Genomic DNA, 12,994 nt, shown 5'->3' on the forward strand with positions numbered 1-12,994 from the left:
GAACGTCCCGTTGCTCGGGACCGGCAAAGGGGGAGGTGCCAGCGCAGGCCCGAGCCCGAAGGAGCCGTACGTCCATGAGCCACCCCACGCCAGAATTCGTCGCCCGCCATGTCGGTCCCCGCCAGGAGGACGTCGACCGGATGCTCGAGGTGGTCGGCTACGACAGCCTGGAGGCCCTCGTCGAGGCCGCCACCCCGGAGGGGATCCGCGGTGCGGCACCGCTCGCGATCGAGGCGGCCGACAGCGAGCAGGCGGTCATCGCCGAGCTGCGCGCCCTGGCCGCCCGCAACACCGTCGTCACCCCGATGATCGGCCTGGGCTACTACGGCACCCAGACGCCGCCGGTGGTGCTGCGCAACATCCTGGAGAACCCCGCCTGGTACACCGCCTACACACCGTACCAGCCCGAGATCTCCCAGGGCCGGCTGGAGGCGCTGCTCAACTTCCAGACCGTGGTCACCGACCTCACCGGTCTGGCCGTCGCCGGTGCGTCCATGCTCGACGAGGGCACCGCGGCCGCCGAGGCCATGGCCCTCATGCGGCGCAGCAGCAAGGTGGCGCAGGACGCCGTGCTCCTGGTGGACGAGCACCTCCTGCCGCAGTCCGAGGCCGTCGTGCGCGCCCGGGCGGAGGCGGTCGGCTGGGAGGTCGTCACCGCCGACGTCACCGCGGTCACCGACGTCGACAGCCTCCGGGCCGCCGCCGGTGACCGCGACGTCTTCGGCGTGCTGGTGCAGTACCCCGGCGCCGACGGCCTCATCCGCGACTTCGCCGCCCTCACCGACGCCGCCCACGAGGCGGGCGCCCTCGTGACGGCCGCGGCCGACCTCCTCGCCCTCACCCTCATCGCCCCGCCGAGCCGGTGGGGCGCGGACGTCGCAGTCGGCACGACGCAGCGCTTCGGCGTGCCGCTCGGCTTCGGCGGACCGCACGCGGGCTACCTCGCCGTGCGCGAGGGCCTGGAGCGCACCCTGCCCGGACGACTGGTGGGCGTGTCCAAGGACGTCGACGGCAAGCAGGCCTACCGCCTCGCGCTGCAGACCCGGGAGCAGCACATCCGCCGGGAGAAGGCGACGTCCAACATCTGCACCGCCCAGGTGCTGCTCGCCGTCATGGCTTCGATGTATGCCGTGTGGCACGGCCCGGACGGGCTGCGGCGGATCGCGGCACGTGTCCACGCCCAGGCCGCCGCCCTGGCCGAGGCGCTGACCGGCGCCGGTCTCGAGCTCGCGGGTGACCGGTTCTTCGACACCCTGAGCGTGCGGGTGCCCGGGCGGGCCGGGCAGGTGCTCGCCGCGGCGCTCGAGCGCGGCATCAACCTGTGGCGGGTCGACGACGACACCGTCCTGCTGTCCGTCGACGAGCTCACCACCACCGCGGACCTGCGGGCGGTGGCCGAGTCCTTCGGCGCCGACCCGGACACGATGACCCTCGACGGGCTCGCGGAGTCCGCCGAGGACCGCGCCGACGCCGACGCCGGCGACCTCGCGCGCGCCGGGGACGAGGCATACCTCACCCACCCGGTGTTCTCCAGCCACCGCAGCGAGACCGCCCTGCTGCGCTACCTGCGCTCCCTCGCCGACAGGGACTACGCGCTGGACCGCGGCATGATCCCGCTCGGGTCCTGCACGATGAAGCTCAACCCCACCACGACCATGGAGTCGGTCACCTGGCCGGAGTTCGGGTCGCTGCACCCCTTCGCCCCGGCCGACCAGAGCGAGGGCTACCGCGAGCTCATCGCCCAGCTCTGCGGCTGGCTGGAGGAGATCACCGGCTACGACACCGTCTCGCTGCAGCCCAACGCCGGTGCCCAGGGGGAGTTCGCGGGCCTGCTCGCGATCCGCCGCTATCACCTGGCCAACGGCGACGCGGAGCGCACCGTCTGCCTCATCCCGGCCAGCGCGCACGGCACCAACGCCGCGAGCGCGGTGATGGCCGGGCTCAAGGTGGTCGTCGTCAAGAGCACCGGCACCGGTGAGATCGACCTCGAGGACCTGCGCGCCAAGATCGACACCCATCGCGACCAGCTCGCGGCGATCATGGTGACCTATCCCTCCACGCACGGCGTCTACGAGGACACCATCACCGAGCTGTGCGAGCTCGTCCACGAGGCCGGCGGTCAGGTCTACGTCGACGGCGCCAACCTCAACGCCCTGCTCGGCATCGCCAAGCCGGGGGAGTTCGGCGGCGACGTCAGCCACCTCAACCTGCACAAGACCTTCACCATCCCGCACGGCGGGGGTGGCCCGGGTGTCGGGCCCGTCGGGGTCCGCGAGCACCTGGCCCCCTACCTGCCGAACCACCCGCTGGACCCGCAGGCCGGACCCGAGACCGGTCCCGGCCCCATCTCCGCCGCGCCCTTCGGATCCGCCGGGATCCTGCAGATCCCGTGGGCCTACATCCGGCTCATGGGCGGCGAGGGGCTGACCCGGTCCGGCCAGGTCGCGGTGCTGTCGGCCAACTACGTCGCCCGGCGGCTGCACGAGCACTTCCCGGTCCTCTACACCGGTGATGAGGGTCTCGTCGCGCACGAGTGCATCCTCGACCTGCGAGGTCTGACCAAGACCACCGGCGTGAGCGTCGACGACGTCGCCAAGCGGCTCATCGACTACGGCTTCCACGCCCCGACGATGTCCTTCCCCGTCGCGGGCACCCTCATGGTGGAGCCGACCGAGTCGGAGGACCTCGGGGAGATCGACCGCTTCATCGACGCCATGATCGCCATCCGCCGGGAGATGGACGAGGCGGCCGCGAGCGAGGGTGGTGTCGAGGCGAGCGCCCTGCGCGGCGCCCCGCATACCGCGCTGTCGCTCGCGGGGGAGTGGGAGGCCTCCTACGACCGGATGCGTGCGGCCTACCCCGAGGGCGTCGACCCGGACCGGAAGTACTGGCCGCCGGTGCGCCGCATCGACGGGGTCTACGGCGACCGCAACCTCGTCTGCTCCTGCCCGCCGCCGGAGGCCTTCGAGGACTGAGCCACGGGGTCTGCGCCCCGCAGGGCTCCGGTAGTGGTGGAGCGGCCCACATTGTGTGAGGATTCAGCGCATGGGCCAAGAGGTGAGTCACAGCGAGTTCACGCGTGAGCAGCGGCTGGCGTTCCGTGCCAAGGTCCGCGACGACCTGGACTGCTTCGAGCAGATGCTCGAGGGCAGCAGGTTCGACTTCACCCGGCCGCAGATGGGCCTGGAGATCGAGCTCAACCTCGTCGACGAGGAGTCCCTGGACCCGGCGCTGCGCAACCGCGAGGTGCTGGCCGACATCGGTGAGGTCGACTTCCAGACCGAGGTCGGCCGCTACAACATCGAGCTCAACGTGCCGCCGCGGCCGATGGCCGGTGACCAGGCGGTGCGTCTGGAGCGGTGGCTGGCACAGTCGATGCGCCGGGCGGGCGATGCGGCCCGCGGTCACCAGTGCCGCGTCGCCTCGGTCGGCATCGTCCCGACGCTGGAGGCCGAGCTCTTCGACCAGCCGTGGCTGTCCGACGGCGTGCGCTACACCGCCCTCAACGACTCCCTGATCCGGGAGCGCGGGGAGGGCTTCGAGCTGGACATCGAGGGCGCGACGGGTGAGCGGGTCCAGAGCTACCACGACACCATCGGGCCGCTGTCCGGGTGCACCTCGGTGCAGCTGCACCAGCAGGTGACCCCGCTGGACTTCCCGGTCTACTGGAACGCCGCCACCGTGATCTCGAGCCTGCAGATCGCGGTCGGCGCCAACTCGCCCTACCTGTTCGGCAAGCGGCTGTGGGCCGAGACCCGGATCCCGCTGTTCACCCAGATGACCGACACCCGCTCCATCGAGCTCAAGCACCAGGGAGTGCGTCCCCGGGCCTACTTCGGCCGCACCTGGATCACCTCGATCTTCGACCTCTTCGAGGAGAACGTCCGGTCCTTCCCGGCGTTGCTGCCGGAGACCTCGGACGAGGATGCCAAGGCGGTGCTCGCCTCGGGCGGGGTGCCGAAGCTGTCCGACCTCAAGCTGCACAACGGCACGGTATGGCGCTGGAACCGGCCGATCTACGACATGACCCAGGGCGTGCCGCACCTGCGGGTGGAGAACCGCGTGCTGCCGGCCGGGCCGACGGCCGTCGACACGGTCGCCAACGCGTGCTTCTACTACGGGCTGCTGGAGTCCTTCACCACGAGCGGACGCCCGATCTGGACGAAGATGACCTTCGCCGACGCCGACCGCAACTTCCGGGAGGCGGCCAAGCACGGCATCGAGGCGACCCAGGCGTGGCCGGGGCTCGGCACCCTGCCGGCGGTCGACCTCATCGCCGACCACCTGTTGTCGGTCGCCGACGACGGCCTGGCCGCGCTGGGGCTGCGCCGCGAGGTCCGCAGCCACTACCTGTCGATCATCGAGGGGCGCTGCCGTGCGGCCACCAACGGTGCGAGCTGGCAGGTCGCGGTGACCGAGGCCTACGAGGCCGCGGGCTACTCCCGGCACGAGGCGCTGCGCGCGATGTTCGGCCACTACCTCGACCACTCCGAGGAGAACATCCCGGTGCATACCTGGGACGTCCCCACGGTCGAGGCGAGGACCGGTCAGCCCCCCGTGGCGGAGGAGCGCTCGGCCTAGCGGTGGTTCCAGGCCTCGATCGTGGGCTGCTCGCGGTGGTGGCCCAGGATCGCGACGGCACCCACCTCGAAGGTCAGGTGCTGACCGAACCTCGGGGCCTGACGGAGGTAGACGCTGGTGAGGATCCGCAACGCGTGGCCGTGCCCCACGAGGGCGACGTCACCCTCGAAGAGGTGGGGCCACACGCGCTCCAGCACGACGCTGGCCCGCCCGGCCACCTGCTCCACGGTCTCGCCCGGGGTGTCGCCGGGCACGACCCCGTGGTGGAAGACATTCCACCGGTAGCCCAGCTCGCGCCGGATCTCCGGTGTGCTGCGGCCCTCGTAGCCGCCGTAGTCCCACTCGCGGAGGTCCTCGTCGATCTCGTCGACGCGGAGCCCGGCGAGTCGCGCCGTGTCGCGGGCGCGCTGCATCGGTGAGCACCGCACGTGGGAGAAGGAACGCCCGGCCAGCACGTCGGTGAGCCCGGCGGCCGCACGCTCTCCCTCGGGCAGCAGGGGCAGGTCGGTCAGACCGGTGTGCTGACCCGACCGGGACCACTCGGTCTCGCCGTGCCGGATGAGGACGAGCCGGTGGGGCGGGATCGCAGGGCCGGGGATCTCGGTCTGGCTCGTCGCGTCACTCATCCCTGGCACACTACCGGCATGGCTGACGACGCATACCGCTCCGTGTCCCTGACCCGCACCGGCCCCGGTCACTTCGAGGCACGCAACGCCCGGGGCGGCACGATCCCGGTCGGCATGGGTGCCGGTGACGACGGCGGGGCCTTCTCCCCGGTCGAGCTGCTGCTCGTGGCGGTCGCCGGGTGCTCCGGGATCGACATCGACCTGCTGACCTCCCGCAAGGCGGAGCCGACGTCCTTCGAGATCGGCGCGGGCGCGGAGAAGGTGCGCGACGAGGAGGGCAACCACCTCGGGCCCGTGACGGTGACCGTGCAGGTGAACTTCCCCGACGGTGCGGAGGGTGACGCGGCCCGCGAGCGGCTGCCCGAGGCGGTCGCGAAGTCCCGCGACCGACTGTGCACGGTGTCCCGCACGGTCGCGCTGCCCACCCCGGTCGACTTCGAGATCAGCTGAGCCCGGCCCTCGGTATGCCCCGCGCCGGTGTGGTCACGGCGGCGGCTTCGAGGGGTGGGCGGGGCGCGGCTGCTCGGCCGGCCCGGTGTGCAGGTGGCCGGCGTCCCGCAGCTGCTCCTGCACCCGGTGGGCGCCCTTGACCCCGAGCAGTGCGCGAGGGTGGATGGCCTGCCCGGCGCGGACCACGGAGATGCGCCCGTTGGGCTCGAGGACGACGAGGGCGACCTGGGTGAGGTGGCTGACCCCGGCCTGGCGCAACGAGCTCCAGAGCATGGTGGTGGTGAGGCCGTAGCTGCGCATGGTGTCGTTCTGCACCTTGCCGGCCACCACGAGGACCACGGCGCGGGCTCGGGACTGGCCGTCCAGCTGGGGCAGCGGCAGCCGGCGCAGGTTGCGGAAGAGCACCTCCAGCGTGGCCAGGGTGCCGAGCGCGATGAGACCCCCGCTGAGCGTCGGCACGTGCCCCATCGTGGAGCGGCCGACGATGGCGCCGAGGACGGTCACGATGGCCAGGTCGAGGCTGCGGGGGCTGGAGTAGAGGCGTTGGCCCCACAGCCGCAGGACCGCGCCGAAGACGAAGTAGATCGTCACGGTGCTGAGCACGACGGCGATCGCCCCGGCGGGGGTGATTCCGATGTAGTGCCACAGGTCGCGCATGGCAGACATGGTGGCAGACGGCACCCGACAAACCAGTGGTGGTCCGTCGGTGCCGTGCGGCAGGCTGGACCCATGAGCACCACCGAGACGACGGCATACCGCTGGGCGACGCTGACCCCGGCGGACCTCGACGCGTGGGCGGAGTTGGTCAACCACCTCGCCGTCGTCGACCGCACCGAGGAGTTCGTCAGCGCCGAGGACCTCGCCGAGGAGCTCGCCAGCCCCGGGCACGACCCGGAGCGGGACACCTGGGCGGTCTGGGCCGGTGAGCGGCTGATCGCCGTCGCCACCGTCGTCGTGCCGACCACGCCGGACAACGAGGGGCAGGCCCGCGCCTACCTCGGGGGCGGGGTGCACGCCGAGCACCGCCGCCGCGGGCTCGGCACGGCGCTGTTCGACGCTGCCGAGGCGCGCGGGGTCGAGCTGCTGCGTGAGCGCCACCCGGGCGTGTCCGCCTACCTCGCGGCGGGCGGGGAGCTGCCAGGGGCGCCGGTGCGCGACCTGCTCCACGATCGCGGCTATGCCATCGTCCGCTACTACAACTTCCTCACCCGTGGTCTGGACGACGTCCCGGAGGCGCCCGAGATCGAGGGGATCGAGCTCGTGACGCCGAGGCCCGAGGACGAGGAGGCGGTGCGGATCGCGCACAACGCAGCCTTCCGCGACCACTGGGGCTCGGGGCAGATCGATCCCGAGCGCTGGCACGAGCACTGGGTCTCCCGCAGCTCGCGGCCGGCGTTGTCGACCCTCGCCCGCGGGGTCGGCGGGGAGGAGGACGGCCAGGTGCTGGCCTACATCCTCGTCGGTCAGTGGGTCGAGCGGGAGTCCTACGTCAACATCGTCGGGACGGTCCCGAGCGCTCGCGGGCGCGGCCTCGCGGCAGCCGCCCTCGCCCGCACCATCGCGGTCGTGGCCGCGACCGGAGACTTCGACGTCATCGAGCTCGACGTCGACTCCGAGAGCCTCACCGGCGCCACCCGGCTCTACGACCGGTTGGGCTTCCGGCTCAAGCACACCACGGCGGCGATGCGCCGCCCGGTGCCCGGTTCTGGTCCCGAGCCGGCGCCGGACGCGGGGTAGCCGGACGGGTGCGCGAGCCGGAGGTTAGTCTCGGGCGGTGAGCGACACGTCTGCAGCGTCGGGAAGCCTGGGGCCACTGGCCCAGACCGTCATCGGCGACAGCGGGCCGACCGTCGTCTTCTGCCACGGCCTGCTGGGCCGGGGGCGCAACTTCACCGGGATCGCCAAGGCGCTGCAGCCGGACTTCCGCTGCGTGCTGCTAGACATGCCCGACCACGGCGCCTCGCCGTGGACCGAGCGCATCGACTACGCCAGCGCGTCAGCCCTGCTCGTCCAGCAGTTGGAGACCCTCGCGACCGACGGGCCCGTGCACCTGGTCGGGCACTCGATGGGCGGCAAGACCGCGATGACGGCCGCCCTGGAGACGCCTGCACTCGTCGACCGGCTCGTCGTGGTGGACATCAGCCCGACCGGGGCAGGGGAGGTGGGGGAGTTCGAGCACCTCATCTCCTCGTTGCTGGCGATCGACCTCGACGCCATCACCTCGCACGGGCAGGCGGACGCCGAGCTGGCCGCTGCGGTGGACTCACGGATGTTGCGAGGTTTCCTGCTGCAGAACCTCCGTCGCGATCCGCAGACCCACGCCTTCGGGTGGCAGCCCCACCTCGAGGTGCTGCTGCGCGACCTCGGCACGATCACCGGGGACGTCCCGCACGAGGGACGCACCTTCGACGGGCCGGTGCTGTGGATCGCCGGCAGCGAGTCGCCCTACGTCACCACCGCTCACGAGGGGCCGATGCGCGAGCTCTTCCCGCGCACGGTGCAGGTGACCATCAAGGGGGCCGGCCACTGGGTGCACTCCGAGCAACCGGCGGCCTTCACCGCCACATTGCGGCACTTCCTGCGCGCCCGCTGACCATCTGCGGCGCTCGGTGGGGCTGAGGGCGACCATCTGCGGCGCTCGGTGGCCCCGGGGGCGACCATCTGCGGCGCTCGGTGGGCCCGTGGGTGACCATCTGCGGCGCTCGGTGGTTATGGTCGGGCATGGCACGTTTTCTCGACATCCACCCCGTCGACCCGCAGCCGCGGCTGATCCAGCAGGTGGCGCAGGTGCTGCGCGAGGGAGGGCTGGCGGCCTTCCCGACCGACGCCTGCTACAGCCTGGGCGCCCACCTCGACGACCCGGACGCCAAGGCCCGGATCGTGGCCATCCGCCAGGTCGACGAGCGGCACCACTTCACCCTCATGTGCGCCGATTTCGCCCAGCTCGGGCAGTTCGTGCAGCTGGACAACGCGGTGTTCCGAGCGGTCAAGGCCGCGATCCCCGGGTGCTACACCTTCATCCTCCCCGCCACCAGGGAGGTGCCACGGCGCCTGCTGCACCCGAAGAAGAAGACCGTCGGGGTGCGCATACCGGCCGACCCGATCTGTCGTGCGCTGCTCTCGGAGATGGGGGAGCCGCTGCTTACCAGCACCCTGCTCATGCCGGGTGAAGAGGAGCCGCTCGGCTACGGCTGGGAGGTCAAGGAGCGGCTGGACCACCAGGTCGACGTCGTCGTCGACGGGGACCAGACCGGCTGCGAGCCGACCACCGTGGTGGACCTGTCGGAGGGGTATGCCGAGGTCCTGCGCGTCGGATCGGGAGACCCCGCGCCCTTCCAGTGACGCACCGTGGCAGGTCGCTCAGGCGAGGGAGAGGAAGAGCTTCTCCATCTTGGCGAGGTCGACGTCGCCGTCCTCCTCGACGAGGCACTGCCGCAGGCCGGTGGCGATGATGCTGTAGCCGGCGCGATCCAGGGCCTTGCTCACCGCCGCGAGCTGGGTGACGACGTCCTCGCAGTCACGACCCTCCTCGAGCATGCGGATCACCGCGGCGAGCTGCCCGTGGGCGCGGCGCAGGCGGGTGATGGAGGGCTTGACGGTCTCCGGGGCGAGTTCCACCTTTCCAGGATACCCCTGGGGGCATGGCGCGGTCACGTGGTATACCCTAGGGGGTATCCAAGAAGTGCCGCACGAGCGCATCCCACGATGAAGGAGCAGCGATGAACGCCCCCACGGTTCTGCCGATCGAGACCACCTCCCTCGGCGACCGCAGCTACCTCGTCCACGACGGTGAGGTCGCTTTCGTCGTCGACCCGCAGCGCGACATCGACCGGGTCCTGGCCCTGGCCGCGCAGGAAGGTGTCCGGATCACCCATGTCTTCGAGACGCACCTGCACAACGACTACGTCACCGGTGGCTACCAGCTCGCCCGGCAGACGGGGGCGGCCTATCACGTCAACGCCGACGACGAGGTGGGCTTCGAGCGCGCGGCCGTCAGCGACGGCGACGTGGTCGAGATCTCCGACGCGCTGAGACTGCGGGCGATCCACACGCCGGGGCACACGTTCACCCATCTGTCCTACGCGCTGGAGGGTGAGCACCCCTACGTCTTCACCGGTGGCTCCCTCCTCTTCGGCTCCACCGGCCGGCCGGACCTTCTCGGGCAGGACCACGCCGAGACGCTCGCCCGGCACCAGCACGCCTCCGCGCACCGCCTGGCCGAGGAGCTGCCCGAGGCGACGCAGGTCATGCCTACCCACGGCTTCGGCTCGTTCTGCTCGGCCACCCAGGCGGAGGGCGATGGCTCCACGATCGGCACGGAGAAGGCCCAGAACCCGGTGCTCCGGCAGTACGTCGAGGACTACGTCCGGGAGACCCTCGACGCCCTCGACCTCTACCCCGCCTACTACGCGCACATGGGTCCGGCCAACGCCAAGGGGCCGGAGGAGATCAGCCTGGAGCTGCCGGAGAAGGCGGACCAGGAGGTGCTCCGGCGACGGCTGCAGGCGGGGGAGTGGGTCGTCGACCTGCGGACGCGTCAGGCCTACTCCGCCGGGCACGTCCCGGGGACGGTCAACATCGGTCTCGACGGGCAGTTCTCGACCTGGCTGGGCTGGGTGATCCCCTGGGGGACACCGCTCACCCTGCTCGGCGAGAGCCCGGAGCAGATCAGCCAGGCCCAGCGCGAGCTCGTCCGGATCGGCATCGATGAGCTGGCCGGGCACAACACCGGTGAGCCCGCCGGCTGGACCGACGGCGAGCTCGCCACCCTCGAGCAGGCGACCTTCGGCGACCTCGCCCAGGTCCGCCATCACCGCCAGGTGTCGATCCTCGACGTCCGCAACCCCAAGGAGTTCGCGGCGGGCCACATAGAGGGTGCGCTCAACATCCCGCTGGGCCAGCTGGTCGGGCGGATCGGCGAGGTGCCGGGGGGCGAGGTGTGGGTCCACTGCGCCGGCGGCTACCGTGCGTCGGTGGCGGCCTCGGTCGTGGCCGCTCAGGGCCGGACGACGGTCGCCGTCGACGACAGCTTCGACCACGCCCGCGAGTCCGGTCTCCCGGTCACCCCGTCCTGAGGTCGACCACGTCCGTCGTCGACCACCCTTTCCCTCACGAGGAGCGAATCCCCATGACCAGTGCGCCCCTGCGCACCACCCACCCCGTCGAGGTCAGCGCCGCCGAGCTGCAGGAGTGGCTCGCCGGTGACTCGGCCCCGCGCGTCCTCGACGTGCGCACGCCCGGCGAGTTCGCCGCCGGGCACGTTCCGGGCTCCTACAACATCCCGCTCGCGACGCTCACCGAGCACGCGCGGTCCGTCGCCGACCACCTCGACGACCACGACGCCGTCGTCCTCATCTGCCGGTCCGGCGCCCGGGCCAGCGCCGCCGGGCAGGCGCTGGCCCGCACCGGCACCGAGGGTATGCACGTGCTCACCGGCGGGATGCAGTCCTGGACCGCCTCCGGAGGGGAGGTGCGGGAGACTTCCGGCCCGTGGGATCTCGAGCGTCAGGTGCGGCTCGTCGCCGGCAGCATCGTCCTGGGCTCGGTGCTGACCAGCACGCTCGTGCCGCAGGCCAAGTGGGTGGCTGCCGGGATCGGCGGCGGGCTGACCTTCGCCGCGGTGAGCAACACCTGCGCGATGGGCGCAGGGCTGATGCGGATGCCGTGGAACCGAGGTGGTCGTCGACAGCTGGAGAGTGCCCTGGCAGGTCTGTCCTCGCGAGGTCAGAACGCCTGACGGCTGAGCGTCAGCCGCGCTCCCAGGTGAGGCTGTCGGCGCCGTCGCCGAGCTCGCTGGCGACCTCGCCCTCGATGTAGTCGCGCCGCTCCGTGGTGGGTGCGTCGACCTCGAAGAGCAGGCCGGCGGGTTCTGCGTCGCCCTCACGCACGGTGATCCGGACCTGTCCGCCGTCGCGGAACGGGACGGTGTAGCCGTCCTGCTCGCGCAGGGAGCCGCGGTGCAGCTGCGAGCGCTCCATGTAGTCCTCGAGCCGGTCGTTCGGCTGCTCGACCGGGAGGAAGGCCGTGCTGCGCTCGTGGCCTGAGTGGGACACGGCCTCGAAGGTGTTGGGCATGGCTCTGGCACTTCCTCGTCGTCGGGGATGTCGCGGAGCCTCCATCATGGCAGAGGTGCCCCTTCCTGACCCCGGCGACCCGCAGGGCCGCGCCCCGCATCCCGCTCAGCGGCGGCGGAGGAGCACCGCCACCTCGTGGTGGTCCGTCTGCGGGAACATGTCGAAGAGCCGGGCGGCGACCACCTGGTAGGCGGGCATCCGGGCGAGGTCTCGGGCCAGGCTCGCGGCGGAGCAGCTGGAGTAGACGACGTGGCTGATGCCCGAGGTGTCCAGCCAGCCGGCGAGTTCCTCACCGATGCCGCGCCGCGGCGGGTTCACCACCGCGAGATCGGGTCGGGCCCGCGGATCGCTCGTCAGGGCATACCGGGTGGCGTCCGCGGCGACGAAGGACAGACCCGCCGCGTGCTCGACCGGTAGCTCGGCCCGGGTGCGCAGCGCGCTGCGGATCGCCTCGTCGGACACCTCCACGCCGGTCACCGCCCGTCCGGGGGCGGCCAGGTGCAGGGCGAAGCCCCCGACACCGCAGTAGAGGTCCCAGACGGCGGTCGGCCCGATCTCCCGCACCCACTCGGTGACCTGGCGGTAGAGCTCGGTCGCCACCGGCGTGTTGGTCTGGAAGAAGCTGCGTCGGCCCAGGTGCAGACGCAGCGTCCCCACCGCCATGGACAGCGTGGACTCCTCGGTGAGCAGCTCCTCCTGCGACCCCTCGAGCCGGGCGGTGTGCTCGGGGTGGAGGTTGAGGCTCGCGACGGTGAGGCGTGGGGTGTCGGCGCTGTCGCACAGGGTGGTGAGGAGGTCCTCCACACGGCGACGCTGTCCAGGGGAGCGCAGCACGAACCGGGCCATGAGGTCGCCGTCCGGGGAGTGGGTGAGCAGCACGTGCTTGAGCTCGCCCTGCCGGGTCGGGACGTCGTAGGGCGTGAGGCCGGAGGTGGGCAACCGGTCGGCGAGGTCGAGCACGGCCCGGTGCAGACCGGGTTCGTAGAGGCCGCAGTGGCGCAGGTCTACGCCCCTGGCCTCGGTGTCGAGGATGCCGACGGTCGGTGCGCCCTTGCGTCCTCCGACGACGAGCTTGGCCTTGTTGCGGAAGCCCGACTCACGGCTCGCCACCGCTGGCGCCCACTGCGGGGCCTCCACCCACGGCGCGAGCACCTGGGCGACGGTGGTCTGCTTGCGGCGCAGCTGCTCGGCGTAGTCCTGGCCCATGAGCCGGCAGGAGCGGCAGACCCCGGCGTCGAAGTAGTCGCACTGCACCGCGCCAGC

General features: G+C 71.8%; 13 protein-coding genes. 8 read left to right on the forward strand and 5 right to left on the reverse strand.

The window, feature by feature from the left end; all coding sequences use genetic code 11:
* Positions 1-74 precede the first annotated feature (74 nt).
* Both gcvP and FA582_RS07645 read left to right on the forward strand, forming a co-directional pair.
* On the forward strand, positions 75-2,975 hold the full coding sequence (gcvP, locus tag FA582_RS07640; protein ID WP_029540315.1) for an aminomethyl-transferring glycine dehydrogenase: 2,901 nt from the start codon (positions 75-77) through the stop codon (positions 2,973-2,975).
* Positions 2,976-3,057: 82 nt separating this feature from the next.
* Positions 3,058-4,581 carry a glutamate-cysteine ligase family protein gene (locus tag FA582_RS07645; protein WP_238705470.1) on the forward strand — a complete coding sequence of 508 codons (1,524 nt, stop codon included), beginning with the start codon at positions 3,058-3,060 and terminating at the stop codon, positions 4,579-4,581.
* Here the strand turns inward: FA582_RS07645 and FA582_RS07650 are convergent.
* Positions 4,578-5,207, reverse strand: coding sequence for a histidine phosphatase family protein (locus FA582_RS07650; protein ID WP_010146076.1), 630 nt, complete (start codon positions 5,205-5,207; stop codon positions 4,578-4,580). The genes FA582_RS07645 and FA582_RS07650 overlap by 4 nt on opposite strands.
* Positions 5,208-5,225: 18 nt before the next feature.
* On the opposite strand from FA582_RS07650, the gene FA582_RS07655 reads away from it, so the two are divergent.
* Positions 5,226-5,657: an OsmC family protein gene (locus FA582_RS07655; RefSeq protein WP_010146077.1), complete on the forward strand. Its 432-nt coding sequence runs from the start codon at positions 5,226-5,228 to the stop codon at positions 5,655-5,657.
* 33 nt (positions 5,658-5,690) lie between these two features.
* Here FA582_RS07655 and FA582_RS07660 read toward each other — a convergent pair whose 3' ends face one another.
* The gene (locus tag FA582_RS07660; protein ID WP_010146078.1) at positions 5,691-6,314 is read right to left on the reverse strand and encodes a DUF421 domain-containing protein; all 624 of its coding nucleotides are present in this window, start codon (positions 6,312-6,314) and stop codon (positions 5,691-5,693) included.
* Positions 6,315-6,386: 72 nt separating this feature from the next.
* On the opposite strand from FA582_RS07660, the gene FA582_RS07665 reads away from it, so the two are divergent.
* From FA582_RS07665 to FA582_RS07675, 3 genes are all read left to right on the forward strand, one after another.
* Positions 6,387-7,394 (forward strand): GNAT family N-acetyltransferase, encoded by a 1,008-nt coding sequence (locus FA582_RS07665; RefSeq protein ID WP_010146079.1) that lies wholly within the window; start codon positions 6,387-6,389, stop codon positions 7,392-7,394.
* A gap of 37 nt (positions 7,395-7,431) precedes the next feature.
* A complete protein-coding gene (locus tag FA582_RS07670) occupies positions 7,432-8,250 on the forward strand; it encodes an alpha/beta fold hydrolase (protein ID WP_010146080.1) in 819 nt (272 codons plus the stop codon).
* A 128-nt stretch (positions 8,251-8,378) separates the two neighbouring features.
* Positions 8,379-8,999 (forward strand): L-threonylcarbamoyladenylate synthase, encoded by a 621-nt coding sequence (locus FA582_RS07675; protein WP_010146081.1) that lies wholly within the window; start codon positions 8,379-8,381, stop codon positions 8,997-8,999.
* Positions 9,000-9,017: 18 nt separating this feature from the next.
* On the opposite strand, the gene FA582_RS07680 is transcribed toward FA582_RS07675, so the two are convergent.
* Positions 9,018-9,275, reverse strand: a complete 258-nt coding sequence (locus tag FA582_RS07680; protein ID WP_010146082.1) for a metal-sensitive transcriptional regulator — start codon at positions 9,273-9,275, stop codon at positions 9,018-9,020.
* A gap of 101 nt (positions 9,276-9,376) precedes the next feature.
* On the opposite strand from FA582_RS07680, the gene FA582_RS07685 reads away from it, so the two are divergent.
* Both FA582_RS07685 and FA582_RS07690 read left to right on the forward strand, forming a co-directional pair.
* Positions 9,377-10,732: an MBL fold metallo-hydrolase gene (locus tag FA582_RS07685; RefSeq protein WP_010146083.1), complete on the forward strand. Its 1,356-nt coding sequence runs from the start codon at positions 9,377-9,379 to the stop codon at positions 10,730-10,732.
* 53 nt (positions 10,733-10,785) lie between these two features.
* Positions 10,786-11,394 carry a rhodanese-like domain-containing protein gene (locus FA582_RS07690; protein ID WP_010146084.1) on the forward strand — a complete coding sequence of 203 codons (609 nt, stop codon included), beginning with the start codon at positions 10,786-10,788 and terminating at the stop codon, positions 11,392-11,394.
* 10 nt (positions 11,395-11,404) lie between these two features.
* Here the strand turns inward: FA582_RS07690 and FA582_RS07695 are convergent, their stop codons facing one another.
* Both FA582_RS07695 and FA582_RS07700 read right to left on the reverse strand, forming a co-directional pair.
* Positions 11,405-11,731: a hypothetical protein gene (locus FA582_RS07695; protein ID WP_010146085.1), complete on the reverse strand. Its 327-nt coding sequence runs from the start codon at positions 11,729-11,731 to the stop codon at positions 11,405-11,407.
* Positions 11,732-11,836: 105 nt separating this feature from the next.
* The gene (locus FA582_RS07700; protein WP_010146086.1) at positions 11,837-12,985 is read right to left on the reverse strand and encodes a methyltransferase domain-containing protein; all 1,149 of its coding nucleotides are present in this window, start codon (positions 12,983-12,985) and stop codon (positions 11,837-11,839) included.
* Positions 12,986-12,994 lie beyond the last annotated feature (9 nt).

It is taken from the genome of Serinicoccus profundi (assembly GCF_008001015.1).
GTDB lineage: Bacteria > Actinomycetota > Actinomycetes > Actinomycetales > Dermatophilaceae > Ornithinicoccus > Ornithinicoccus profundi.

Bases quoted from the DNA above. Each gene is read 5' to 3' on its own strand.
- gcvP (WP_029540315.1), top strand. From the start codon at position 75: ATGAGCCACCCCACGCCAGAATTCGTCGCCCGCCATGTCGGTCCCCGC.
- FA582_RS07650 (WP_010146076.1), bottom strand. From the start codon at position 5,207: ATGAGTGACGCGACGAGCCAGACCGAGATCCCCGGCCCTGCGATCCCG.
- FA582_RS07655 (WP_010146077.1), top strand. From the start codon at position 5,226: ATGGCTGACGACGCATACCGCTCCGTGTCCCTGACCCGCACCGGCCCC.
- FA582_RS07660 (WP_010146078.1), bottom strand. From the start codon at position 6,314: ATGCGCGACCTGTGGCACTACATCGGAATCACCCCCGCCGGGGCGATC.
- FA582_RS07665 (WP_010146079.1), top strand. From the start codon at position 6,387: ATGAGCACCACCGAGACGACGGCATACCGCTGGGCGACGCTGACCCCG.
- FA582_RS07675 (WP_010146081.1), top strand. From the start codon at position 8,379: ATGGCACGTTTTCTCGACATCCACCCCGTCGACCCGCAGCCGCGGCTG.
- FA582_RS07685 (WP_010146083.1), top strand. From the start codon at position 9,377: ATGAACGCCCCCACGGTTCTGCCGATCGAGACCACCTCCCTCGGCGAC.
- FA582_RS07690 (WP_010146084.1), top strand. From the start codon at position 10,786: ATGACCAGTGCGCCCCTGCGCACCACCCACCCCGTCGAGGTCAGCGCC.
- FA582_RS07695 (WP_010146085.1), bottom strand. From the start codon at position 11,731: ATGCCCAACACCTTCGAGGCCGTGTCCCACTCAGGCCACGAGCGCAGC.